Annotated in this window: 23 protein-coding genes and 1 pseudogene; 16 read left to right on the top strand and 8 right to left on the bottom strand. The window is 72.5% G+C overall.

All coding sequences use genetic code 11. From position 1 onward, the window contains the following. Window positions 1-47 precede the first annotated feature (47 nt). From GE300_RS17280 to uvrC, 3 genes and pseudogenes are all read left to right on the top strand, one after another. Entirely contained in the window at window positions 48-977 is a 930-nt protein-coding gene (locus tag GE300_RS17280; protein ID WP_154448363.1) for a calcium/sodium antiporter, read from the top strand. A gap of 13 nt (window positions 978-990) precedes the next feature. Then, window positions 991-1,779: pseudogene (locus tag GE300_RS17275) on the top strand (SDR family oxidoreductase); the annotation flags it as partial. A 347-nt stretch (window positions 1,780-2,126) separates the two neighbouring features. Continuing rightward, on the top strand, window positions 2,127-4,037 hold the full coding sequence (gene uvrC / locus GE300_RS17270) for an excinuclease ABC subunit UvrC (RefSeq protein WP_154448359.1): 1,911 nt from the start codon (window positions 2,127-2,129) through the stop codon (window positions 4,035-4,037). On the opposite strand, the gene GE300_RS17265 is transcribed toward uvrC, so the two are convergent. Continuing rightward, window positions 4,034-4,210 (bottom strand): hypothetical protein, encoded by a 177-nt coding sequence (locus tag GE300_RS17265; protein WP_154448357.1) that lies wholly within the window; start codon window positions 4,208-4,210, stop codon window positions 4,034-4,036. The two genes, uvrC and GE300_RS17265, sit on opposite strands and share 4 nt — an antisense overlap. A gap of 104 nt (window positions 4,211-4,314) precedes the next feature. Between GE300_RS17265 and pgsA the strand changes: the two genes are divergently transcribed. From pgsA to GE300_RS17250, 3 genes are read left to right on the top strand one after another with little or no spacing between them, the layout of a single operon-like run. Next, window positions 4,315-4,983 carry a CDP-diacylglycerol--glycerol-3-phosphate 3-phosphatidyltransferase gene (gene pgsA / locus GE300_RS17260; RefSeq protein WP_154448355.1) on the top strand — a complete coding sequence of 223 codons (669 nt, stop codon included), beginning with the start codon at window positions 4,315-4,317 and terminating at the stop codon, window positions 4,981-4,983. A gap of 1 nt (window position 4,984) precedes the next feature. Next, window positions 4,985-5,230 (top strand): molybdopterin converting factor subunit 1, encoded by a 246-nt coding sequence (gene moaD, locus GE300_RS17255; protein WP_154448353.1) that lies wholly within the window; start codon window positions 4,985-4,987, stop codon window positions 5,228-5,230. Window positions 5,231-5,232: 2 nt separating this feature from the next. Then, a complete protein-coding gene (locus GE300_RS17250; protein WP_154448351.1) occupies window positions 5,233-5,679 on the top strand; it encodes a molybdenum cofactor biosynthesis protein MoaE in 447 nt (148 codons plus the stop codon). 27 nt (window positions 5,680-5,706) lie between these two features. Here GE300_RS17250 and GE300_RS17245 read toward each other — a convergent pair whose 3' ends face one another. Genes GE300_RS17245 through ubiA form a run of 3 tightly spaced genes read right to left on the bottom strand, consistent with a single transcriptional unit; the run spans window position 5,707 to window position 9,457 of the window. Next, window positions 5,707-6,096 carry a hypothetical protein gene (locus tag GE300_RS17245; RefSeq protein WP_154448349.1) on the bottom strand — a complete coding sequence of 130 codons (390 nt, stop codon included), beginning with the start codon at window positions 6,094-6,096 and terminating at the stop codon, window positions 5,707-5,709. A 9-nt stretch (window positions 6,097-6,105) separates the two neighbouring features. Further along, window positions 6,106-8,412 carry an OmpA family protein gene (locus GE300_RS17240; protein WP_154448347.1) on the bottom strand — a complete coding sequence of 769 codons (2,307 nt, stop codon included), beginning with the start codon at window positions 8,410-8,412 and terminating at the stop codon, window positions 6,106-6,108. Between the two features lie 58 nt (window positions 8,413-8,470). Beyond that, a complete protein-coding gene (ubiA, locus tag GE300_RS17235) occupies window positions 8,471-9,457 on the bottom strand; it encodes a 4-hydroxybenzoate octaprenyltransferase (protein ID WP_233417136.1) in 987 nt (328 codons plus the stop codon). Between the two features lie 9 nt (window positions 9,458-9,466). Between ubiA and GE300_RS17230 the strand changes: the two genes are divergently transcribed. The 4 genes from GE300_RS17230 to GE300_RS17215 are packed head-to-tail and all read left to right on the top strand — an operon-like array spanning window position 9,467 to window position 12,863. Continuing rightward, on the top strand, window positions 9,467-10,201 hold the full coding sequence (locus GE300_RS17230; protein WP_154448343.1) for a 16S rRNA (uracil(1498)-N(3))-methyltransferase: 735 nt from the start codon (window positions 9,467-9,469) through the stop codon (window positions 10,199-10,201). Beyond that, window positions 10,198-10,902 carry a hypothetical protein gene (locus GE300_RS17225; protein ID WP_154448341.1) on the top strand — a complete coding sequence of 235 codons (705 nt, stop codon included), beginning with the start codon at window positions 10,198-10,200 and terminating at the stop codon, window positions 10,900-10,902. Before GE300_RS17230 ends, GE300_RS17225 begins: the two co-directional genes overlap by 4 nt. Then, entirely contained in the window at window positions 10,899-11,456 is a 558-nt protein-coding gene (locus GE300_RS17220) for a hypothetical protein (protein ID WP_154448339.1), read from the top strand. The genes GE300_RS17225 and GE300_RS17220 overlap by 4 nt, the downstream gene beginning before the upstream one ends. Before the next feature lie 36 nt (window positions 11,457-11,492). Beyond that, the gene (locus GE300_RS17215; protein WP_154448337.1) at window positions 11,493-12,863 is read left to right on the top strand and encodes a glutamate--cysteine ligase; all 1,371 of its coding nucleotides are present in this window, start codon (window positions 11,493-11,495) and stop codon (window positions 12,861-12,863) included. Window position 12,864: 1 nt separating this feature from the next. Here GE300_RS17215 and GE300_RS17210 read toward each other — a convergent pair whose 3' ends face one another. From GE300_RS17210 to GE300_RS17195, 4 genes are all read right to left on the bottom strand, one after another. Then, window positions 12,865-13,275, bottom strand: coding sequence for a DUF805 domain-containing protein (locus tag GE300_RS17210; RefSeq protein ID WP_233417135.1), 411 nt, complete (start codon window positions 13,273-13,275; stop codon window positions 12,865-12,867). Window positions 13,276-13,358: 83 nt separating this feature from the next. After that, on the bottom strand, window positions 13,359-13,949 hold the full coding sequence (gene plsY / locus GE300_RS17205; RefSeq protein ID WP_154448333.1) for a glycerol-3-phosphate 1-O-acyltransferase PlsY: 591 nt from the start codon (window positions 13,947-13,949) through the stop codon (window positions 13,359-13,361). After that, complete coding sequence (pyrC, locus tag GE300_RS17200) at window positions 13,946-15,223, bottom strand: dihydroorotase (protein WP_154448331.1); 1,278 nt, start codon at window positions 15,221-15,223, stop codon at window positions 13,946-13,948. Before pyrC ends, plsY begins: the two co-directional genes overlap by 4 nt. Beyond that, entirely contained in the window at window positions 15,216-16,154 is a 939-nt protein-coding gene (locus GE300_RS17195) for an aspartate carbamoyltransferase catalytic subunit (RefSeq protein WP_154448329.1), read from the bottom strand. The genes pyrC and GE300_RS17195 overlap by 8 nt, the downstream gene beginning before the upstream one ends. A 252-nt stretch (window positions 16,155-16,406) precedes the next feature. On the opposite strand from GE300_RS17195, the gene GE300_RS17190 reads away from it, so the two are divergent. The 6 genes from GE300_RS17190 to GE300_RS17165 all read left to right on the top strand — a co-directional run. Next, window positions 16,407-17,207 carry a uracil-DNA glycosylase gene (locus GE300_RS17190; RefSeq protein WP_154448327.1) on the top strand — a complete coding sequence of 267 codons (801 nt, stop codon included), beginning with the start codon at window positions 16,407-16,409 and terminating at the stop codon, window positions 17,205-17,207. Next, the gene (locus GE300_RS17185) at window positions 17,204-17,797 is read left to right on the top strand and encodes a metallophosphoesterase family protein (protein ID WP_154448325.1); all 594 of its coding nucleotides are present in this window, start codon (window positions 17,204-17,206) and stop codon (window positions 17,795-17,797) included. Before GE300_RS17190 ends, GE300_RS17185 begins: the two co-directional genes overlap by 4 nt. Window positions 17,798-17,799: 2 nt before the next feature. Further along, the gene (moaB, locus tag GE300_RS17180) at window positions 17,800-18,342 is read left to right on the top strand and encodes a molybdenum cofactor biosynthesis protein B (protein WP_325063295.1); all 543 of its coding nucleotides are present in this window, start codon (window positions 17,800-17,802) and stop codon (window positions 18,340-18,342) included. Beyond that, entirely contained in the window at window positions 18,339-18,788 is a 450-nt protein-coding gene (locus GE300_RS17175; protein WP_154448321.1) for an NUDIX hydrolase, read from the top strand. The genes moaB and GE300_RS17175 overlap by 4 nt, the downstream gene beginning before the upstream one ends. A gap of 109 nt (window positions 18,789-18,897) precedes the next feature. Continuing rightward, window positions 18,898-20,373 carry an efflux RND transporter periplasmic adaptor subunit gene (locus GE300_RS17170; RefSeq protein ID WP_154448319.1) on the top strand — a complete coding sequence of 492 codons (1,476 nt, stop codon included), beginning with the start codon at window positions 18,898-18,900 and terminating at the stop codon, window positions 20,371-20,373. A 3-nt stretch (window positions 20,374-20,376) separates the two neighbouring features. Further along, a partial coding sequence (locus GE300_RS17165) for an efflux RND transporter permease subunit (RefSeq protein WP_325063294.1) occupies window positions 20,377-23,616 on the top strand: 3,240 nt, incomplete at its 3' end.

Raw genomic sequence — 23,616 nt, 5'->3', positions numbered from 1 at the left:
CGCCCGCGCCCGGCCGACGGGCGGGGCCCGCCAACGGAAGTAGACCCATGGACCTGGTTCTGGCCGTCGCCGGCCTGGTGATCCTGATCGTCGCGGGCGACGTGCTGGTGCGCGGCGCGGTCGCCGCCAGCCTGCACCTGGGCGTGCCGCCGCTGCTGGTCAGCCTGACCATCGTCGCCTTCGGCACCTCGGCGCCCGAGCTGCTGATCGCGATCAAGGCCGCGCTCGAGGATGCGCCGGGGCTGGCGCTGGGCAACGTGATCGGCTCGAACATCGCCAACGTGTTCCTGGTGCTGGGGGTGCCGGCGCTGATCAGCCGGCTCTATACCAGCGACCTGGACACGCGCGACAGCTTCTACCAGATGGTGGCGGTGACGCTGGTGTTCATGGCGCTGCTGTACCTCGGGCCGCTGTCGGTCTGGCACGGCGCGCTGCTGCTGGTGCTGCTGGTGGCGGTGCTGGTGCGGATGGCGCGCTCGGCGCGGAAGTCGCGCGGGCTGCCCGAGGATCTGGACCCGGCCAGGGCGGCGGCGATGTCGAACGCCCGCGCCGCTGCCTACATCGTGGCGGGCATCGTCGCGCTGCCGATCGGCGCCGACATCCTGGTCGACGCGGCGCGGGCGCTGGCGATCGACATGGGCGTCTCCGAGGAGGTGATCGGCCTGACGCTGGTCGCGGTCGGCACCTCGCTGCCCGAACTGGCGACCACGGTGATGGCGGCGATACGGCGCCAGGCCGATGTCGCGCTGGGCAACGTGATCGGCTCGAACCTGCTGAACATCCTGGCGATCATGGGCATCGCCAGCCTGTTCGGCCCGCTGGCGGTGCCGGACAGCATGCTGCGGCTGGACATCTGGGTGATGCTGGCGGCGGCGCTGGCGCTGGCGCCGTTCGCGATCTCGGGGGTCAAGCTGGGCCGCCGCGTCGGCGTGGGCTTTCTTGTGGCGTACGGCGCCTACATAGTGGTGCTGTTCTGAAGCGGAACGGAGAAAGCCGATGACCGGAGCAGCCCTTGTCACCGGCGCGGCGCGGCGGCTGGGCCGCGCCATGGCGCTGGAGCTGGCGCGCCGCGGCCACGACGTGGCGATCCACTACGCCACCAGCGCCGCCGAGGCCGAGGACACCGCCGCCGCGGCGCGGGCGCTGGGGGTGCGCGCCGAGCCGTTGCAGGCCGATCTGCTGGACGATGCGGCGGTCGCCGCGCTGGTGCCGCGCGCCGCCGCCGCCCTGGGTGCGCCGCTGACAGTGCTGGTCAACAACGCCTCGATCTTCGAGCACGACACCGTCAAGAGCGCCTCGCTGGACAGCTGGGACCGGCACCTGGGGTCGAACCTGAAGGCGCCGTTGTTCCTGACCCAGGCGTTCGCCGCGCAATGCCCGAAAGCGGCGCGGGACGCGAACGGCGAGCCGGTGGCCAGCGGCGCGGTGGTCAACATGATCGACCAGCGGGTGCGCAAGCTGACGCCGCATTTCGCCACCTACACCCTGGCCAAGGCCGGGCTGTGGACGCTGACCCGGACCGCGGCGCAGGGTCTGGCGCCGGACATCCGGGTGAACGGCATCGGCCCCGGGCCGACGCTGCAGGGCGCCCGGCAGAGCGACGCGCATTTCCGCGGCCAGCGCGGCGCGACGATCCTCGGCCGCGGCTCGGACCCGGACGAGATCTGCCGCGCGCTGGGGTTCATCCTCGACTCGCCCGGGCTGACCGGGCAATTGCTGTGTCTGGACGGAGGGCAACACCTGGGATGGCGCACTGCCGATGTTCTGGGCGTGGAGTGACCGCAAAGCCACGCTTCGGCCGGGGCCGGGGAAGCCGGCCCCTAGCCGGCGCGGCGCGGCGTCGAGCGTTCGTTTTCCACCGGTCTCAGAATTCTCACATAAGTGTTATATATCCTTGAACAATTTCCCGGAACGACCCGAGAACGAAAATTATTCCATTTGTTTTCAATATCTTGCGAGAGTGCCTATTTTTTGGGCAAACCGTCTGAGCCCCTTATATCTCGGCGAATTCCGACGTTGCCCGGCAGTTGTTCCCAGCGTTATCCACAGGTTTGGTGGAAAGCTTTTGTCTTGAAATCGAGAACCCGAAATAGCAGCCGGTGACAGAATCACGACGGTACGAACAAATGCAAGATGAACCGCAGCGCCCCGAGTTCAAGGACGACAGCGCCGACGCCCCTGCAATCAAGGGGAGAGTCGGCCACAGGGTGATCGCAGAGTACGTGCGCAACCTGGGCCACGGGCCGGGCGTCTACCGGATGCTCGATGCGCAGGGTGCGGTGCTGTACGTCGGCAAGGCGCGGAACCTGAAGAAGCGGGTGGCGAGCTATGCCAAGCCGACCGGGCACTCGGCCCGGATCGGACGGATGATCGCGGCCACCGCGTCGATGATGTTCCTGTCGACCGAGACCGAGACCGAGGCGCTGCTGCTGGAGCAGAACCTGATCAAGCAGCTCAAGCCGCGCTACAACGTGCTGCTGCGCGACGACAAGAGCTTTCCGAACATCCTGATCCCCGGCGACCACCCGTTCCCGCCGATCAAGAAGCACCGCGGAATGAAGCGCGACAGGGGCAGCTATTACGGCCCGTTCGCCAGCGCCGGCGCGGTGAACCGGACGCTGAACCAGCTGCAGAAGGCGTTCCTGCTGCGCAACTGCTCGGACTCGATGTTCGAAAGCCGCACCCGGCCCTGCCTGCTGCACCAGATCAAGCGCTGCTCGGCGCCCTGCGTGGGGCGGATCAGCGAAGCGGACTACGCCAGGGACCTGGCGGACGCACGGCGCTTTCTGGAGGGGCGCACCACCACCGTGCAGGCCAAGCTGGCGGCCGAGATGCAGGCCGCCTCGGACGCGATGGAGTTCGAGCGCGCCGCCGCGCTGCGCGACCGGATCCGTGCGCTGACCCAGGTGCAGTCGACCCAGGGCGTGAACCCCGCCGGCGTCGCCGAGGCCGACGTCGTCGCCCTGCACCAGGACGGCGGCCAGGCCTGCGTCGAGGTGTTCTTCATCCGCGCCAACCAGAACTGGGGCAACCGCTCCTACTTTCCGCGGCTCGCCGCCGGCACCGGGCCGGGCGAGGTGCTGGAGGCGTTCCTGACCCAGTTCTACGACGGCAAGACCCCGCCGCGGCTGGTGCTGCTCAGCCACCCGGTCGACAACGCCGACCTGGTGGCGCAGGCGCTGGGCGCGGCTGCCGGGCGCAAGGTGACGATCGGCGTGCCACAGCGCGGCGAGAAGGCGCAGCTGGTCGACTCGGCGCTGCGCAACGCGCGCGAGGCGCTGGCCCGCAAGATGGCCGAAAGCGCCAGCCAGGCGCGGCTGCTGGACGGGCTGGCCGCGGCGTTCGATCTGGACGGCCCGCCGCAGCGGATCGAGGTCTACGACAACTCGCACATCCAGGGCACCAACGCCGTCGGCGCGATGATCGTCGCCGGACCCGAAGGGTTCCTGAAGTCGCAGTACCGCAAGTTCAACATCCGCTCGAAGGATCTGACCCCGGGCGACGACTTCGGCATGATGCGCGAGGTGCTGGAGCGGCGGCTGGCGCGGCTGATGAAGGAGGACCCGGACCGCGAGACCGACGCCTGGCCCGACCTGCTGCTGATCGACGGCGGGCCCGGGCAGGTCGCCGCCGTCGACAAGGTGATGCACGAGATGGGCATCGAGGACATCGCCGTGATCGGCGTCGCCAAGGGCGTGGACCGCGACGCCGGCAAGGAGGAGTTCTACCGCCCCGGCCAGCGGCCCAGGGCGCTGCCCTACCGTGACCCGGTACTGTACTTCATCCAGCGCCTGCGCGACGAGGCGCACCGCTTCGCCATCGGCGCGCATCGCGCCAGGCGCGCCAAGGCGATCAGCGCCACGCCGCTGGACGACGTGCCGGGGGTGGGCGCGACCCGCAAGCGCGCGCTGCTGGCGCATTTCGGCTCGGCCAAGGCGGTCTCACGCGCCGGGCTGGCGGACCTGAAGGTGGTCGACGGCATCTCGGACGCGCTGGCCGAGACGATCTATGCCCATTTCCACGACAAGGGCGGCTAGAGCGCGCGGACCAGCACCCCCGCCAGCAGGATGCCGTAGGCGATCAGCGCCAGCTTCGCGCCGCCCAGTCCCGCGACGTAGACCGGCAGCAGGCCAAAGATCGTCAGCGCGGCGGCGAGGGCGGCGATCAACGAGACATAGAGGACGAAACGTCCGGGGGCGGTGGGGCGCAAGACTGGCTCCTTCGGTTGGCTCGGGGTTCTCGCTACACCAGGCCGCGGGCGCAGGGGAAGGGGGGCGCTTGGCATTTGCCCGCGTCCGCGCGATAAGCCGGGGTATGCTGAATACAATTCCCAACGTGCTGACCGTCCTGCGCCTGCTGGCGGCCCCCGCCTTCGCGCTGGTGTTCGTGGTCCTGCCCAGCCCGGTGGCGGACTGGGTGGCGCTGGCGCTGTTCGTCGGCGCGGCGCTGACCGACTATTTCGACGGCTGGCTGGCGCGCCGCTGGGGCCAGGTCAGCGCCTTCGGCCGGATGCTGGACCCGATCGCCGACAAGGCGATGGTCGTCATCGCGCTGGCGGTGCTGATGGGGCTGAGCGGGCTGAACCCCTGGGTGCTGATCCCGGCGGCGATGATCCTGTTTCGCGAGGTGTTCGTCTCGGGCCTGCGCGAGTACCTGGGCGCGGACGCCGGCAAGCTGGCGGTGACCAGGCTGGCGAAGTGGAAGACCACGGTGCAGATGGTGGCGATTCCGCTGCTGATGCTGGCCGAGATCTTCGAATATGATTACCTGGCGATCTACAACCAGATCGGCCCCGAGGGCGAAGCCGCGGTGCTGGCCGGGGCCGCCGACGACGAGTTCGGCCTGCGCCGCGCGCTCTGGATATCGCAGGCGGCGTCGGCCGCGGGGGTGGCGACGATCTGGATCGCGGGGGTGCTGACGCTGATCACCGGCATCGACTACTTCCGCAAGGCGCTGCCGTTCCTGACCCCGAAGGAGGGCTGAGATGGACGTACTCTATTTCGCCTGGGTGCGCGAGCGCATCGGCCTGCCGAAGGAGCGCATCGACACCGACGCCGCCACCGTGGCCGAGCTGGTCGAGGAGCTGAAGGCCCGCGAGGAGCGCTATGCCGTCGCTTTCGCCGACATGAGCGCGATCCGCGTGGCGCTGGACCAGGAGCTGTCGCCGCTGGATGCCCCGCTGAAGGGCGTGCGCGAGGTCGCGTTCTTCCCGCCGATGACCGGGGGCTGAGCATGGCGGTCCGGGTCCAGCGCGAGGATTTCGACATCGGCGCCGAGCTGGCCGCGCTGCGCGCCGGGCGCGACGACATCGGCGCGCTGGTCAGCTTTTCGGGTCTGGTGCGCGGCACCGCCAAGGGCCAGCCGATCGCCGGCATGGAGCTGGAGCACTACCCCGGCATGACCGAGAAAGCGCTGGCCGGGATCGAGGCGCAGGCGGTGGAACGCTGGTCGCTGCAGGCCAGCTTGATCGTCCACCGCTACGGGCTGCTGCATCCGGGCGAGCAGATCATGATGGTCGCGACCGCCGCCCCGCACCGCGGCGACGCCTTCGCCGCGGCCGAGTTCCTGATGGACTACCTGAAAAGCCGGGCACCGTTCTGGAAGAAGGAGGCGACGCCGGACGGCGGCCGCTGGGTCGACGCGCGCGACACCGACGAGGACGCGCTGCGCCGCTGGTAGCGCCGCCGCCTGCGTGCCGGTTCCCGCTCAGCCCGGCTCGCTGCGGCCCTCGCCGCCGGGATCCGCCTGCTTCGTCGCCTCGGCCCCGGGGGCGGGGCGGGGCTGCTCGGCCAGCCGCGCCTCCAGTTCCTGCACGTAGCGGCGGGAATCTCCCAGCCCATCCATCGCCGCGACCAGTTCGGCCTGCACCTGCACCAGCTTGTTGCCGAGATCGCGCTCCAGCTCGGCCAGGCGCTGTTCGGCCTCGACCTTCCCGGCCTCGCAGGCGCGGGCGTATTCGGCCCATTCGCTGTCGTCCTTCGGCTCGGGCGGCGGCGGCGGGTTCAGCAGATCGTAGCCCCAGCGCAGCAGCCAGCCGACGCCCATGGCGCAGAACAGCGCGAGGGTCACCATAAGGGTCAGCTGGATACGGTCCATGGCTTTGTCCTAGTCGACGGCGGGCAGGTCTTCGGGCCGGGCGCGGGGCCGGCCCGGTCCGACGTCGCCGGTGTCATGCGCCGCCTCGTCGGTATCGGTGGGCGCGTCCGCCTCGGTGCCGGTTTCGGCCTCAGCATCCGGTGTTTCATCCGGTGTTTCGTCCGTCGTCGCGTCCGGCCCGGCCGCTGCGTGAAACTCGGAATGGTCGCTGATCCCGTCGGGGTCCGTGTCGCCCGCTCCGGCAGCTTGCTCGTCGGCGTCCGCCTCGTCGCCGGAGCCGTCCAGCGTCTCGTCGGCGACCGACAGCGCGGTGCGCGCGACATCCCCGTCCGCGGTTTCGGCGGTGGTGGACTCGACGATCGGGGTCGGCCCCGCCGAGGCGCGGGTGGTCACCGTGTCGTCGCCGGGCGCCTGCGCGGCGCCCTCGGCCATCACGCTGCCGTCGCCGGCGTCCGAGACCGGAACGTCGGCGGCGTCGTCCTGCTCGGTCCGGAGGCTGAAGGCGATGCGGCGGTTCTGCGCACGGCCTTCCTCGGTGCCGTTGTCGGCGATCGGACGGGTCTCGCCATAGCCGGTGGCGTAGAGGAACACCATGTCGACGCCGCGCTCCAGCAACGCCGCCAGCACCGCCTCGGCCCGCGTCTGGCTGAGCGCCATGTTCGAGGATTCGCGGCCCTGGCTGTCGGTGTGGCCCTCGATCTCGAAGCGCGCGCCGGGGCACTTCTTCAGCACTTCGGCGATGCGGTCGATCGACGGCAGGCTCTCTTCCGAGATCCCGGTCTCGCCCGGCGGGAACAGGATCTGGTCGCCCTCCAGCATCAGAGAGATCTGCTCGGCGCACAGCTCGCCGGGCAGGGCGATGGAGTTGGCCACCGACAGGTCCTCGGAGACGAACAGCTCCAGCCGGGTCGCGGCGTCGTCGGGCAGGCGCGCGGCCAGCACCGCGCGGACCTCGTCCTCGACCTTTTCCGAGGCCGAGGTGCCGGTGACGAAGATCTCGTCCTCGGTGATCTCGAGCTGGCCGTGCTGCAGCCGGCCCAGCGCCTCGAGCCCGGCGACGACGCGGGCGGACCAGCCGGCGGGCAGGTCGGCGCGCGGCTCGGTCTCGTCGACGACGGTGTCGAAACCGAAATGCGCCTCGGCCAGCACCAGCGCCTGCTCCTGCAGCTTGTCCGCGAACAGATCGCCCCGCATCCGCACCGCGCCGTCCTCGGAGCGGACGGCAGAGAATTGCGGCGGCTGCACGTCGGCGGGGCCGCGCTCGCGGTCGGGCGGCGGCAGCGTCGCGGTCAGTGCGTAGGCCGGCGGCAGCGCCGCGGTCAGCGCCTCGGCGCGGTCGGCGAAGCGGGCCGGGGCCAGCCCGGCGGGGCCGGTCAGCCGCACGTCGCTGTCGGCCATCTCGAGGCTGCCGCCGCCCAGCCCGGACAGCGTGTCGAGCGCGGCGAGCACCGCCTCGGGCCAGGCCTCGGACGGGGCGCCCAGGCCGATCCGGCAGTCGATCTCGGTGCCCAGCTCGGCGGCACGGGCGCGGATCGCCGCGGCCGCCGCGTCGTCCGGCGCGGCGCAGTCCTCGACCAGCAGCGTGCCGTCGGCCTGCAGCCGCGCGGTGAACGGGAACGGCGCGATGACTTCGCGCGGGGCGCTCAGCCGGGCCAGCAGGCGGGTGCCGCGCGGGCGTTCGGCGGCCAGCCGCGCCAGCGCGTTGTCGCGGGCGCCGGGCTCGGCCACGGTGCCGTCGATCACCACCTCGCCCGGGCGGACCGAGACCTGGCCGCGGTGCAGCGCGCCGGCGGCGTCCAGCGCCAGCGCCAGCGCCGGCGCCCAGGCCTCCGGCACCCGGCCCTCGGCGGGCAGCGTCATGTCGGTGACGGCGGCGCCGCGGCGGCCGGTCAGCGGCGCCAGCGGGTCGTCGCCGGAGGGACGCGGAATTTCGCCGATCAGGGTGATCTCGTCGCCGTTCAGAAGGATGCGCAGCGCCACGTCGGCCAGCGGCGCGGGTTTCGTCGCATCCTGCGGCGCGGTGGCGCCGGTGCCGCTGCTGGTGGCATCGATCATCACCAGCCCGTTGCGCACCGCGCCCAGCCGGGTCAGGGCGGCGCGCCGCGCGGCGACGTCGGGGGCCTCGCCGGACAGGATCACGGTGGTGCCGTCGACCGCGATCGACAGCCAGGAATCGGCGGATTCCAGTGTGGATTCAAGATGCGCGCGGGTCTGCGCCTCGAACAGGGCGACGCCGCCGGTGGCGGCCAGGGCGCTGGCGCCAGCCGCACCGATGCCCGCCGCTATCGCGTAATAGATGGCTGCCCGTGTCGGCAACGCGGTGTCCTCCGGTGATCCGAGTGCGCGCGCACACTATTCGCTGCGGCGGGCCGGTTCAAGCGACCGCGGCCAGCAGCAGCGCGAAGCCGAAGCCCGCCACCGGCAGCAGCCCGGCCTCGCGGTTCGAGCGGAACAGCCGCAGGCAGGTCGGCCCGTCGTCGATGTCCAGCTGCCGCAGCTGCCAGGCCAGGTGCCAGCCGAACGCCCATGCGCCGCCGATCCCCGCCAGCAGCGCCAGCCCGCCGCGCGGCGCCAGCGCCAGCACCGCCGCCACCGCCAGCAGGCAGACCGCGGCGACCTGGAAGCCGAACAGCCAGCGCGGCGAGTTGCGCCCGAACAGCCGGGCGGTGGATTTCACCCCGATCAGCGCGTCGTCCTCGGCGTCCTGGTGCGCGTAGATCGTGTCGTAGAACAGCGTCCACGCGATGCCCGCAAGATAGAGCACCAGCGGCGGCCAGCCCAGGCTGCCGGTGTGCGCCGCCCAGCCCACCAGCGCGCCCCAGTTGAACGCCAGCCCGAGGAAGACCTGCGGCCACCAGGTGAAGCGCTTGGCGAACGGGTAGATCGCCACGAACACCAGCGCGGCGCAGGCCAGCACGATGGTGAAGGTGTTGAAGGTCAGCAGGATGCCGAACGCCAGCAGGCATTGCAGGCCCAGCCACAGGACCGCCGCGCGCGGCGTGACCGCCCCCGAGGGCAGCGGCCGCGAGCGGGTCCGCGCCACCGCCGCGTCGATGTCGCGGTCGGCCAGGTCGTTCCAGGTGCAGCCGGCGCCGCGCATCAGCACCGCGCCCAGCGCGAAGGCGACGACGAACCACAGATCGGCCGGCCGCGCGCCCGCCGGGTCGGCAGCGATCGCCAGCATCAGCCCCCACCAGCACGGCAGCAGCAGCAGCCAGGTGCCGATCGGGCGGTCGGCGCGCGACAGGCGCAGGAACGGCCGGCTCGCCGCGGGCGCGTGGCGGTCCACCCAGTTGCGGTCGGCGGCGTCGGCCACCCTTCCGTCCGGGGCGCTATCGGATATAGGGTCTCGGTCGATCATGAGGGCGTTATGACAGACCGGTCGCCGAAAATCAGGCTTTATGTGGACGCACCCCTCGGCGCCGGGGCCGAGCTGGAGCTGGCGGCGCAGGCGCATTACCTGACCGGGGTGATGCGCCGCGGCGCCGGCGACGAGGTGGCGCTGTTCAACGGTCGCGACGGCGAGTGGCGCGCGGTGATCGCGGCGGCGGCGAAGAAGCGCGTCAGCCTGCGCGTCGAGGCGCAGACCGCGCCGCAGCAGGACCCGCCCGACCTGTGGCTGCTGTTCGCGCCGATCAAGAAGGCGCGCACCGATTTCATCGTCGAGAAGGCAACCGAGCTGGGCGCGGCCCGGATCCGCCCGGTGCTGACCCGGTTCACCAATGCCGAGCGGGTGCGCACCGACCGGCTGCAGGCCCATGCCGTCGAGGCCGCCGAGCAGTGCGGCGGCACCTATGTCCCGGCGGTCGACGCGCCGGCGAAGCTGGCCGAGGTGCTGGCGGCTTGGCCCGGCGGCCGGCGGCTGATGTTCTGCGACGAGGCCCGCACCGCCCGGCCCGTGGCCGAGGCGCTGGCCGGGCAGGCGCGCGGCCCCTGGGCGATCCTGATCGGACCCGAGGGCGGCTTTTCCCCGGACGAGGCCGCGGCGCTGCGCGCGCATCCCGGCGTGCTGCCGGTGACGCTGGGCCCGCGCGTGCTGCGCGCCGACACCGCCGCCGCCGCCGCGATCACCGCCTGGCAGGTCGCGCTGGGGGACTGGCGATGAACACGCCGGCGCAATGCTCGCTGGGGCTTGTCCCGGCCGCCGTCAGCACCCGCACGGTGATCCTGCGGCGCGGCCCGTCCAGGCAGGTGCGCTGCATCCTGTGGGACCGCGCCGACGACAGCTTCGAGGACGGCCAGTGGCTGAAGGGGGTGATCCGCCCCGAGGACTGCTCGCTGTCGCCGGACGGGCGGCACATGATCTACCTGACCGGGCGCCACGACCGCCGCGGCGCCGACGTCGGCTACTGGTACACGGTGATCTGCCGGCCGCCCTGGCTGACGGCGCTGGCGCTTTATGGCGACGGCCTCGGCTACGGCCAGGGCGGGCGGTTCCTGGACGATACCCGCTACGTCGTCTACGGCGCGACCGGGAACCGCGACCGCCTGCGCCGCGCCGAGGGGCTGGAGCAGGTGTTCGAGGTGCCGCCTGCGGGCGACAACACGCTGGGCTTCGCCCATGCCGACGGGCGCCGGGTGAACTTCCGCCCCGCGGACCTGGCACGGCTGCGCGGCGAGGAGGGGGAGGAGGCGGCCCCGGACCCGCTGGCCGGCTATCGCACCGAGGGCGGGCGGCTCTATCAGGGCGAGCGGCTGATCCGCGATCTGACCGACATGGCGTTCGCGCCGCTCCGCGCGCCCTACGATCCGCGCCGGGACGGCGACGATCTGCCCTGGCACCCGCTGGACGGTGCCGGCCCATGAGCGGCATCCGCCCCGAGGTGCGCGCGCGGCTGCGGCGCTGGCTGGAGCCGGTGCTGTGGGCGGCCGCGGCGCTGCCGGGCCTGTGGCTGGCCTGGCGCGGCGCGGTCTCGGGCGGCTGGGTGGCGGTTCTGGCCGGCGCCGGCATCGCCGCCGTCGGCGCGATGGGGCTGCTGGCCTGGCTGCGGCGGGCGCGGTTTTCCGGCGCCGCGCTGGCGGTGGGGGTGGTCGACATCACCGAGGCGCGGATCGGCTATTACGCGCCCGAGGGCGGCCGGTTCGTCGATCTGGGCGCGCTGTCGCGGCTGGAGATGGTGCCGCGCCGCGACGGCACCCGCGCCTGGGTGCTGCACCATGACGACGGCCCGCCGGTGCAGGTGCCGCTGGGCGCGCGCGGCGCCGAGCGGCTGATCGACCTGTTCGCCGCGCTGCCCGGATTGCGGATCGACCTGGCGTCCGCCGCGCTCGACCGCGACGGATCGTTCACCGTCTGGAAACGCTCCGATCCGGGGAAGCTGACGGGGACGCGGGTTGCGCGCCCCATCGGGAAGCACTAGGCACTTCATCAAGTCAACCGCGGAAAGGCCGCAGGCATGTCGATACCCCAGTCCGGCGGCGGACCGATCGAGGATTATGCGCAGCTTGCGGCGTACCTGGAATCCGGCTGCAAGCCCGAAGCCGAGTTCCGCATCGGCACCGAGCACGAGAAGTTCGGCTATTGCCTGGAAAAGCACCTGCCGCTGCCCTACGAGGGGCCGTGCTCGATCCACGCCATGCTGTCGGGGCTGCGCGACCGCTTCGGCTGGAGCCCGGTCGAGGAGGCCGGCAAGCTGATCGGCCTGCAGAAGGACGGCGCCAACGTCAGCCTCGAGCCCGGCGGACAGCTTGAACTGTCGGGCGCGCCGCTGGAGACGATCCACGAGACCTGCGACGAGGTGAACCAGCACCTGCGCGAGGTGAAGCAGATCGGCGACGGGATCGGCGCCGCCTTCATCGGCCTGGGCGCGGCGCCGATCTGGACCCACGAGCAGATGCCGATGATGCCCAAGGGCCGCTACAAGCTGATGACCCGCTACATGGGGCAGGTCGGCAGCCTGGGCACGCAGATGATGTACCGGACCTGCACCGTGCAGGTGAACCTGGACTTCGGCTCCGAGGCCGACATGGTGCAGAAGTTCCGCGTCGCGCTGGCCTTGCAGCCGGTGGCGACGGCGCTGTTCGCGAACTCGCCGTTCCTCGAGGGCAGGCCCAATGGCTGGCAAAGCTGGCGCGGCCGGATCTGGCAGGATCTGGACGCCGACCGCACCGGCATGCTGCCGTTCGTGTTCGAGGACGGCATGGGGTTCGAGCGGTACGTCGACTACGCGCTGGATGTGCCGATGTACTTCGTCTACCGCGACGGCAGGTACATCGACGCGCTGGGCCAGAGCTTCCGCGATTTCCTGAAGGGCGAACTGCCGGCGCTGCCGGGCGAGAAGCCGACGCTGAGCGACTGGGCGGATCACCTGACCACGATCTTCCCCGAGGCCCGGATCAAGAAGTTCATGGAGATGCGCGGCGCCGACGGCGGCCCGTGGCGGCGGCTGTGCGCGCTGCCGGCGCTGTGGGTCGGGCTGCTCTACAGCCAGCCGTCGCTGGACGCGGCCTGGGACCTGGTCCGGGACTGGACCGCCGAGGAGCGCGACGCGCTGCGCCGCGACGCGGCGAAGCTGGGCCTGAAGGCGCAGATCCGCGGCCGGTCGATGCAGGATCTGGCGGCCGAGGTGCTGACGCTGGCGAAGGCCGGGCTGGTGGCGCGGGCGCGGCCCGGCGCCGGCGGGCTGATCCCCGACGAGACGCATTTCCTGAACGCGCTGCACGAGATCGTCGACACCGGCCGCACCCCCGCGGACGAGCTGCTGGAGATGTACCGCGGCGCCTGGGACGGCGATCTGGAGCGGATCTACGCCGAGTGCAGCTACTAGCTCAGAACGCGTCCAGATCCGGCGCCAGCTTCGGGTCCGGGCCGTAGCGGTTCGCGCCCCGCTGGCCGGGCATGCACAGCAGCAGCACCAACACCGCGATGCCGAACAGCAGCCCGGTGCCGAACGCCGCCGGGCCGACCGCGTAAAGCGGCAGCGCCAGGAACGGGATCGCCAGCAGCCAGCCCGGCCGCCCGGTGTCGTGCAGCCGGCGCGAGCCCGCCGCCAGCGTCGGCAGCAGGAACGCTACGCCGACGCCGGTGGTGATCATCTTGGTCTCGAGAAAGATCTCCAGCGGCACCGCCAGGACGCCGGCGATCACGGTGAACAGGTAGAACCACCAGAACTCGGCCCGCGTGGCGCGGCCGCCGAAGATCAGGAACTTCTCCAGACAGCTCATCACTGCCGTGCCCATGCCCATCGCGCTCTGCCCCCGAACTGCCGGTCTGCTTGTTATGTCCCGAAATTGGCACGAAACCTGCCGAATTTGCAATGTGTTCAGGACCGCTTGCCGGCGTTTCCGATGCGCGGCTCGGTGCCGGCGCGCAGCCGCGCCAGGTTGGCGCGGTGGGTCCACCAGATCAGCGCCGCCATCACCAGCGCCGCCGCCGCCTCGCGCGGGCTGCCGAGGATCAGCATCCAGACCGGGGCCAGCGTCGCCGCGACCAGCGCAGCCAGCGACGAGATCCGGAAGATCAGCGCGGTCAGCAGCCAGGTCGCGCAGGTCGCCAGCCCCGCCAGCGGCGCCAGCGCCAGCAGGATGCCGAGGTAGGTCGCGACGCCCTTGCCGCCCCTGAAGCCCAGCCAGACCGGGAACAGGTGGCCAAGAAAGGCACCAACGCCCGCCACCGACGCGGCCGCGGGCGCCAGCCACAGCGCCAGCAGCACCGCGGCGGCGCCCTTGCCGCTGTCCAGGACCAGCGTCGCCAGCGCCGCGCCCTTGTGACCGGTGCGCAGCACGTTGGTCGCGCCGATGTTGCCCGAGCCGATCCTGCGCAGATCGCCCAGCCCCAGCGCGCGGGTGATGACCAGGCCGAACGGCACCGCGCCCAGAAGATAGCCGCCGAGGGCCGCCAGCAGCCAGCTCATGCCGCGCTCCGGTCGAAGACCACGCGGCCGCCGGCCAGCGTCAGCAGCACCCGTCCCTGCATCCGCCGCCCGTCATAGGGGGTGTTCTTGGACTTCGAGCGCAGCGTGCCGCGGTCGAGGATGAACGGCGTGTCCGGATCGAACAGCACCAGGTCGGCGGGCGCGCCGACCGCCAGCCGCCCGACGGGCAGGCCCAGCCGCCGCGCCGGGTTCAGCGCCAGTGCGCGGAACAGGTGCGGCAGATCGATATGCCCGGCGTGGACCAGCTGCAGGCAGGCGGGCAGCAGCGTCTCCAGCCCGACCGCGCCCGAGGCGGCGGCCTCGAACGGCAGGCGCTTGCTTTCCTCGTCCTGCGGCGTGTGCATCGAGCTGACGATGTCGATCACCCCGTCGGCCAGCGCCTGCACGGTTTCCATCCGATCGGATTCGGAGCGCAGCGGCGGCTTGACCTTGAAGAAGGTGCGGTAGTCCCCGACGTCGAACTCGTTCAGCGTCAGGTGATGGACCGAGGTGCCGGCGGTCACGTCCAGCCCCTGCGCCTTGGCGCGGCGGATCGCCGCGATCCCCGGCGCGCAGGTCACCTGGTCGGCGTGGTAGCGCACGCCGGTCATCTCGACCAGCGCGAGGTCGCGCTCCAGCTGCATCCGCTCGGCCATCGGGCTGACCGAGGGCAGACCCTGCTTGGCCGCGAACGGCCCCGAGGTCATGCAGGCGCCGTGGCTCAGCCCCGGCTCCTGCGCGTGGGCGATGATCAGCGCGTCGAGGCCCCTGGCGTACTGCATCGCGCGCAGCAGCACCTTCGGGTCCCGCACCGGACGGTCGGCGTCGGTGAAGGCGACCGCGCCGGCATCGCGCAGGAAGCCGATCTCGGTCATCTCGCGCCCGTCGCGGCCCTTGGTCAGCGCCGCCATCGGCAGGACGCGCACCGGCGCGACCTCGGCGGCGCGGCGCGAGGCGAATTCCAGCAGTTCGGGCGTGTCGGTGACCGGGGTGGTGTCGGGGCGGGTGACGACGGTGGTGACGCCGCCCGCCGCCGCCGCCTGCCCGGCGGTGCGGTAGCTTTCCTTGTGCCGCTCGCCCGGCTCGCCGATCTTGACGCCGATATCGACGATGCCGGGGGCGAGGCACTTGCCCCGGCAGTCGATGGCGCCCTCGGGCGCGGCGTCGGTGAACCCGGCGATCAGCCCGTCCTCGAGGATGACGCCGCCGGGGCGGATCTCGCCGGCCTCGGGGTCGATCAGGCGGGCGTTCGAGAGGATCAGGCGGTCAGGCATCGCGCGCCTCCCTCAGGGTCCGGGCCAGCAGGTCCATCGCGGCCATGCGCACGGCGACGCCCATCTCGACCTGTTCCTGGATGACGCTGTGGTTGATGTCGTCGGCCAGCAGGCCGTCGATCTCGACCCCGCGGTTCATCGGGCCGGGGTGCATGACGATGGCGTCGGGCCTGGCATAGGCCAGCTTTTCCGCATCGAGGCCGAAGCGGTGATAGTACTCGCGCTCCGAGGGGATGAAGCCGCCGTCCATGCGCTCGCGCTGCAGGCGCAGCATCATCACCACGTCGGCGTCCTTCAGCCCCTCGCGCATGTCGTCGGTAGTCTCGGCCACCATCTGGTCGAGGCCCGAGGGCATCAGCGTCTTCGGGCCGACCAGGCGCACGCGGTTCTCCATCAGGCCCAGCAGGATCATGTTCGAACGGGCGACGCGGGAGTGGGCGATGTCGCCGCAGATCGCCACCGTCAGCCGGTGCAGCCGGCCCTTGCGGCGGCGGATCGTCAGCGCGTCGAGCAGCGCCTGGGTCGGGTGCTCGTGGCGGCCGTCGCCGGCGTTCAGCACCGCGCAATTGACCTTGGAGGCCAGCAGGTTCACCGCGCCGGACTGCGGGTGGCGAACGACGATCAGGTCGGGATGCATGGCGTTCAGGGTCAGCGCGGTGTCGATCAGCGTCTCGCCCTTGGACAGCGAACTGGCCTGCATCGCCATGTTCATCACGTCCGCGCCCAGCCGCTTGCCGGCCAGCTCGAAACTGGCCTGGGTGCGGGTCGAGGCCTCGAAGAACATGTTGATCTGGGTGAGGCCCTTGAGCACCGGCTCGGGCGCGGTGCTGCCGCGATTGGCGGTGGCATAGGTCTCGGCCAGGTCGAGAAGCGTGGTGATGTCGGCGGGGGAGAGGCCCTCGATCCCCAGCAGATGGCGGTGCGGAAACATCGGCGCGGCAGTCCTTTCCGGGCAGGTCGCGGCGGGTATAGCACGGCCGGCGGGGGCGACAACCTTTGCCATGCGCCACCGCCGCCGATCCGGCGGAGGCGACAACCTTTGCATGCGCCACCGCCGCCGATCCGGCGGAGGCGCTGGCGCGCCACGATCCTTCTCCCCGTCCCGCCGCCGGCGGGCCGGGGCCCGTGGCGCGCGGTGCGGGCGGCCTTCCAACTCCCGCTGCGCGCCGCTACGGTCGGGCGCATGAGCATTCCCGCCGAATCCCTGTCGCCCGAGGACGCGCTGGCCGCGCTGGCCTGGCAGATCGAGATCGGCGCCGACGAGGCGATCCTGGACGCGGCGGTGAACCGTTACGAGCCGCCCGCCGCTGCGCCGGGCCAGACCGCCGCCCCGGTCGCGGTGCCAGTCGCGGTGCCAGTCGCGGTGCCCGCGGCCGCGCGCCCGGACGCCGAGGCCGAGGCCGAGCGGCTGGCGCTGGCGGCGCCGGACCTGGATGCGCTGCGCGCCGCAATCGAAGGGTTCGACGGCTGCGCGCTGAAGCGCGGCGCGCGCAACACCGTGTTCGCCGACGGCGCGCCCGGAGCGCGGGTGATGATCGTCGGCGAGGCGCCGGACCGCGACGAGGACCTGCAGGGCAGGCCCTTCGTCGGTCGCTCCGGGCAGCTGCTGGACCGGATGTTCGCCGCCATCGGCCTGCGCCGCGGCGCCGGCGATCCGGCGCAGGGGCTGTACGTCACCAGCGCCGTGCCCTGGCGGCCGCCGCAGAACCGTGCGCCGACGGACGAGGAACTGGCCGCGGTGCTGCCGTTCCTGCGCCGCCACATCGCGCTGGCCGCGCCCGAGGTGCTGGTGGTCATGGGCGCGTTGCCCGCACGGGCCGTGCTGCAGACCGCGACCGGGCTCGCCCGGCTGCGCGGCCAGTGGCAGCAGGCGCTGGGCCTGCCGGTGCTGCCGATGATCCATCCCGAGAAGCTGCTGCGCGAGCCGTCGAGAAAGCGCCTTGCCTGGGCCGACCTGCTGACGCTGAAGGACAGACTGACATGAGAATTCTCGCCTTTTCGGACCTGCATCATTCCCGCGCCCGGGCCGAGGCGATCGTTGCCGCCAGCATCGACGCGGACCTGGTGATCGGCGCCGGCGACTTCTGCAACATGCGCGCGGGGCTGGCCGGCGCGATGTCGCTGCTGGCCGACATCCGCCGGCCGATGCTCTTCGTGCCCGGCAACGCCGAAAGCGCCGACGAGCTGCGCGCGGCGGCGCACGAGGGCATGGCGGTGCTGCACGGCGAGGCCATCGACATCGGCGGGGTGCGGATCTTCGGCCTCGGCTACGGCGTGCCGGTGACGCCGTTCGGCGCCTGGTCGTGCGACCTGACCGAGGACGAGGCCGCCGCCGCCCTGCAGGCCTGCCGCGGCGCCGACATCCTGGTGACGCACTCGCCGCCCAGGGGCATCGCCGACGCCACCTCGGCCGGCGCCTCGGTCGGCTCGACCGCGATCCGCGCGGCGATCGAGCGGATCGGCCCGCAGCTGGCGCTGTGCGGGCACGTCCATGACAGCTGGGGCCGGGTCGGCAGCATCGGCGGCACCCGGGTCTGCAACCTCGGCCCGACGCCGAACTGGTTCGAGGTCTGAGCGTGGCGCGGCGCAACCCGGAGCGGGCGTTCGTGCCGGTGCGGATCGCGGTGCTGACCGTGTCCGACAGCCGGACCGAGGCCGACGACCGCTCGGGGCAGGTGCTGGTCGAGCGGCTGACCGAAGCCGGGCACGTGCTGGCCGACCGCGCGATCCTGCCCGACGAGCGCGCGCGGATCGCCGGGCGGCTGCGCGCCTGGATCGCCGATCCGGCCGTCGACGTGGTGATCTCGACCGGCGGCACCGGTCTGACCGGCCGCGACGTGACGGTGGAGGCGCACCGCGACGTCTACGAGAAGGAGATCGACGCCTTCGGCACCGTCTTCACCCATGTCTCGATGGCCAAGATCGGCACCTCGGCGGTGCAGAGCCGGGCCACCGGCGGGGTCGCCGGCGGCACCTACCTGTTCGCGCTGCCGGGCAGCCCCGGCGCCTGCCGGGACGCCTGGGACGGGATCCTCGCCGACCAGCTGGACTACCGCCACATGCCCTGCAACTTCGTCGAGATCATGCCCCGGCTCGACGAGCACCGGCGCCGCAAATGACCGAGCAGGCGGCGTTTCCGCTGTACGGTGCGCTCGAGAACCCCGGCACCACGCGCGGCGCGCTGGTCGCGGTGCGCGACCGCCAGGGCCGCGAGCTGATGCAGCTGCGCGATCACCGGCCGGGCGTCGCCCACCCCGGCTGCTGGGGCTTTTTCGGCGGCGGCGTCGAGCCCGGCGAGACGCTGCTGGAGGCGGCGCTGCGCGAGCTGCAGGAGGAGACCGGGCTGACCCCGCCCGCCGCTGCGCTGCACCCGTTCGGGCAGGTGCAGTCCAGCTCGCGCCGGCGCACCCGGCTGTTCGTGTTCGCGGCCGAGCTCGACGTCGGCCCCGCCGACATCCGGCTGGGCGAGGGCGCCGGGTTCGCCTTCCTCGCCCCGGCGCAGTTGCGGGCGCTGCCGCTGGTACCGGCGCTGGTGCCGCTGATCGAGGCCTATCTGGCGGACTGACGAGATTTTTTCGACCGGATCCGCACCCTGTTGCGTAAGATGGGGTACCGGGGCTGGCCGGGGGTTTGCCATCCGCCCGCCCGTGTTTGAACCGGACCCGTGACGACCCATGCGATTTCTGACCCGAACCCTTGCCGGCGTGTTCCTGCTGTGCCTGACGCTCGGCCTGCTGGCGATGGCGGCGGGCACCGTGTTCCGCGCGCTGCAGCAGGCCGATGACAGCGACCCGCGCGGCGGCGCGCGCGAGCGCGAGTTCGCGGTCTATGTCGACACGCTGAGCCTGGGCACCGCGACGCCGGTGATCACCGCCTACGGCGAGGTCGCCAGCGGCCGCACGCTGGAGATCCGCTCGGGCGCGGCCGGCCGGGTGTCGAAGCTGTCCGAGGCCTACCGCGACGGCGGCCGCGTCGCCGCCGGCTCGCTGCTGGTGCAGATCGACCCGGTCGACGCCCGCGCCGCGCTGGACATCGCCCGCGCCGACCTGGACGAGGCCGAGGCGCAGCGCGTCGAGGCCGAGCAGACGCTGGAGCTGGCGCGCCAGGACCTGGCGGCGGCGCAGCAGAGCCGCGACCTGCGCGCCCGCGCGCTGGAGCGGCAGAGCGCGATCCGCGACCGCGGCGCCGGCACCGGCGCGGCGGTGGAGGAGTCCGAGATCGCGCTGGCCTCGGCCGATCAGGCGCTGGTCGGGCGGCGCCAGGCGCTGGCCCAGGCCGAGGCCCAGGCCGACCAGGCGCGGATCGCGGTCACCCGCCGCGGCATCGCCCTGCGCGAGGCCGAGCGGGCGCTGGACGACACCACGATCACCGCGCCCTTCGCCGGGCTGCTGACCGCGACCACGGCGGTGCCGGGCGGGCAGGTCTCGGCGAACGAGAAGCTGGGCAGCCTGATCGACACCGCGGCGCTGGAGATCGCGTTCCGGGTCTCGAACGCGGAATACGCGCGGCTGGTCGGCCGCGCCGGCGAGCTGGGCGAGATCCGCATCCGCGCCACGCTGCCGCTGGACGGCTTTCCGATCGAGGTCACCGGGCGCGTCGACCGCGTCGGCGCCGAGGTCGGCAGCGGCCAGACCGGGCGCGTGCTCTATGCCCGGCTCGACGGTCCCGGCGCGGCGGCGCTGCGGCCGGGCGATTTCGTCACCGTCGAGATCCCGGAGCCGCCGCTGCAGGGCGTCGCCGTGATCCCGGCGGCGGCGGTGGCGGCGGACGGCGAGGTGCTGCTGCTGGCCGACGACGGCCGGCTGGAGGCCGCGCGGCTGCGCATCCTGCGCCGCCAGGGCGACGACGTGATCGTCGCCGACGCGCCCGCCGGCCGCACCTATGTGCGCGAGCGGCAGCCGCAGCTGGGCCCGGGCGTGAAGGTGCGCCCGGTCGAGGGCGGCGCGGACGGCGCCGCCGCCGACGCCGCCGCGCAGGCGGCGCCGCCGACGCTGGTGCTCAGCGCCGACCGGCGCGCGCGGCTGATCGCCTTCGTCGAGGGCAACGCCCGCATGCCGGATGAAGTCAAGGCCCGGCTGCTGGCGCAGCTCAGCGCCGAGCAGGTGCCGGCCGAGGTGGTCGAGCGGCTGGAAAGCCGGATGGGGGGCTGAGCCGTGGTTCGCGCAACCGACGCCGGCCGCGGCATCCTGGGCTACTTCACCCGCCACCGCACCGCCGCAAACCTGGTGCTGGTGCTGATGGTGGCGCTGGGCGTCGCCGCCGCCACGCAGATCCGCAGCCAGTTCTTCCCCGACGTGGTGCTGGAGCGGATCCGGGTGCAGGTGCAGTGGGACGGCGCCGGACCCGAGGACGTCGACAACGCCATCGTCGGCGTGCTGGAGCCGGCGCTGCTGGTGGTCGACGGCGTCGCCGAGGCCGAATCGACCGCCCGTGAGGGCCGTGCCGAAATCGAGCTGGAGTTCGAGCCGGACTGGGACATGGCGACCGCGCTGGACGAGGTCACCGCCGCCGTCGAGGCGGTGCGCAACCTGCCCGAGGGCGCCGAGGATCCGACCATCCAGCGCGCCCGCTGGCGCGACCGGGTGACCGACGTGGTGATCTCGGGGCCGGTCTCGCCCGAGCAGCTGGGCCGCTATGCCGACGAGTTCGTGCAGCGCCTGTTCCGCGAGGGCATCACCCGCACCACGATCCGCGGCATCGCCGCGCCGGTGATCGAGGTCGACGTGCCCGAGGCGTCGCTGATCCGACACGATCTGTCCCTGCAGGAGGTCGCCGACGCCATCGGCGCGCAGGCGCAGGCCGATCCGGCGGGCGAGGTCTCGGGCGGCAACACCCGCGTGCGCACCGGCGTCGAGAAGCGCAGCGCCGCCGAGGTGGCGGCGGTCGAGGTGCGCTCGGACCCGGGCGGCGCGCGGCTGACCGTGGGCGACGTCGGCCGGGTGACGGCGGTGGGCGCGGACAGCGGCCGGGCCTATTTCAAGGGCCCGCACCCGGCGGTATCGGTGCGCATCGACCGCAACGACCAGGGCGACGCGATCGCCATGCAGGCCGCCGTCGCCCGCGTCGCCGAGGAGCTGCAGCCGCTGCTGCCGGACGGCGTGCAGGTCGAGCTGATCCGCACCCGCGCCGAGGCGATCACCGACCGGCTGGACATCCTGCTGGACAACGGGCTGGTCGGGCTGGGACTGGTGCTGGCGCTGCTGTTCCTGTTCCTGTCGGCGCGGATCGCGTTCTGGGTCGCCGCCGGCATCCCGGTGGCGATGCTGGCCGCGATCGCGCTGATGTTCGCCTTCGGGCTGACGATCAACATGATCTCGCTGTTCGCGCTGATCATCTGCCTGGGGATCGTGGTCGACGACGCCATCGTCGTCGGCGAGCACGCCGATTTCCGCCACCGCCGCCTGGGCGAGGCGCCGGCCGCGGCGTCCGAGAACGCGGCGCGGCGCATGTTCCAGCCGGTGTTCTCGGCGACCATCACCACCGTGCTGGCCTTCGTCGGGCTGACCACGATCTCGGGCCGGTTCGGCGAACTGGTCGCCGACATCCCGTTTACCGTGGTGATGGTGCTGCTCGCCTCGCTGGCGGAATGCTTCCTGATCCTGCCCAACCACATGGCGCACGCGATGGCGGCGCAGGACCGCGGCGCGGCCTGGTACGACTGGCCCAGCCGGACGGTCAACGCCGGCTTCCGCCGGGTGCGGCAGCACGCGTTCCGGCCGCTGATGGCGCTGGTGATCCGGCTGCGCTACCCGGTGCTGGCCGGTGCGCTGGTGGTGCTGGCGCTGGCGGCCGGTGCGTTCCTGCGCGGCGACGTCACCTGGCGCTTCTTCAACGCCCCCGAGCAGCCGTCGATCTCGGGCAACATCGCCATGCTGCCCGGCGCCTCGCGCGCCGACACGCTGGAGATGATCCGCGAGTTGCAGCGCGCCACCGACGCCGTCGCCGCCCGCTACGAGGCCGAGCACGGCGCCAACCCGGTCACCTTCGCGCTGGCCGAGGTCGGCGGCACCACCGGCCGCGGGCTGGCCGGCGCGGACACCAAGGACGAGGACCAGCTGGGTTCGATCGCGATCGAGCTGATCGACCCGGACTTCCGGCCGTATTCCTCGTTCGAGTTCCTCGGCGCGCTGCAGGACGAGGTGGTGCGCCACCCGATGCTGGAGACCCTCAGCTTCCGCGGCTGGCGCTCGGGGCCCGGCGGCGACGCGCTGGACGTGCAGCTGTTCGGCGCCGAGGCGCAGGTGCTCAAGCAGGCGGCGGAGGAGTTGAAGACCGCCGTCGCCCGCTTCCCCGAGGTCAGCGCGGTCGAGGACAACCTGGCCTACGACAAGACCGAGATGGTGCTGGAGCTGACCCCGCTGGGCACCGCGCTGGGCTTCACCACCGACGGCGTCGGGCGCGAGTTGCGCCAGCGGCTGAACGGCATCGAGGCGGCGCAGTTCCCGGTCGGCACCCGCACCGGCAAGATCGAGGTCGGCCTGCCCGAGGCCGAGCTGACCGCCGACTTCCTCGACCGCACCCGGCTGCGCGCCCCCGGCGGCGCCTGGGTGCAGCTGTCCGACATCGTCACCGTGACCGAGCGGCTGGGGTTCTCGACCGTGCGCCGCGAGAACGGGCTGCGGGTGCTGAACGTCTCCGGCGACGTCTCCGAGGACGACCCCGAGCGCGCCGCCGCGATCACCGACGAGCTGCGCGAGACGATCCTGCCCGGCATCGCCGCGCGCCACGGCGTCGAGTGGCGGCTGTCCGGGCTGGCCGAGCAGGAGCGCGAATTCCTGTCCGAGGCGGCGCTGGGCTTCGGGCTGTGCCTGCTGGGGATCTACCTGACCCTGGCCTGGATCTTCGCCAGCTGGTGGCGGCCGGTGGTGGTGATGTCGGTGATCCCGTTCGGCCTGATCGGGGTGATCTACGGCCACTGGCTGTGGGACGTGCCGCTGTCGATGTTCTCGGTCGTCGGGCTGATCGGCATGACCGGGATCATCATCAACGATTCGATCGTGCTGGTGACGACCATCGACGAATACGCCCGCGGCCGGGCGCTGGTGCCGGCGATCATCGACGCCGCCGCCGACCGCCTGCGGCCGATCCTGCTGACGACGCTGACCACGGTGCTGGGGCTGGCGCCGCTGCTCTACGAAAGCAGCCGGCAGGCGCAGTTCCTCAAGCCGACGGTGATCACGCTCAGCTACGGGCTGGGCGTGGGCATGGTGCTGGTGCTGCTGGTGGTGCCGGCGCTGGTGGCGATGCAGCAGGACCTGGGCCGGATCGTCCGCTCGGCCCGCCGCGCACGCCGCGGCCGCGGCCAGCCGGCGGCGACGCGGCTGCTGCTGGCGCTGGCGCTGGCGGCCAGCCTGGCCGTGGTGGCGGCGACCGCCGGCTACTGGGCGGCGACC

The organism is Halovulum marinum, from assembly GCF_009697225.1.
Lineage (GTDB): Bacteria > Pseudomonadota > Alphaproteobacteria > Rhodobacterales > Rhodobacteraceae > Halovulum > Halovulum marinum.
The sequence above is the reverse complement of the archived record's forward strand: the minus strand, read 5'-3'. Positions and strand labels throughout refer to the sequence as shown.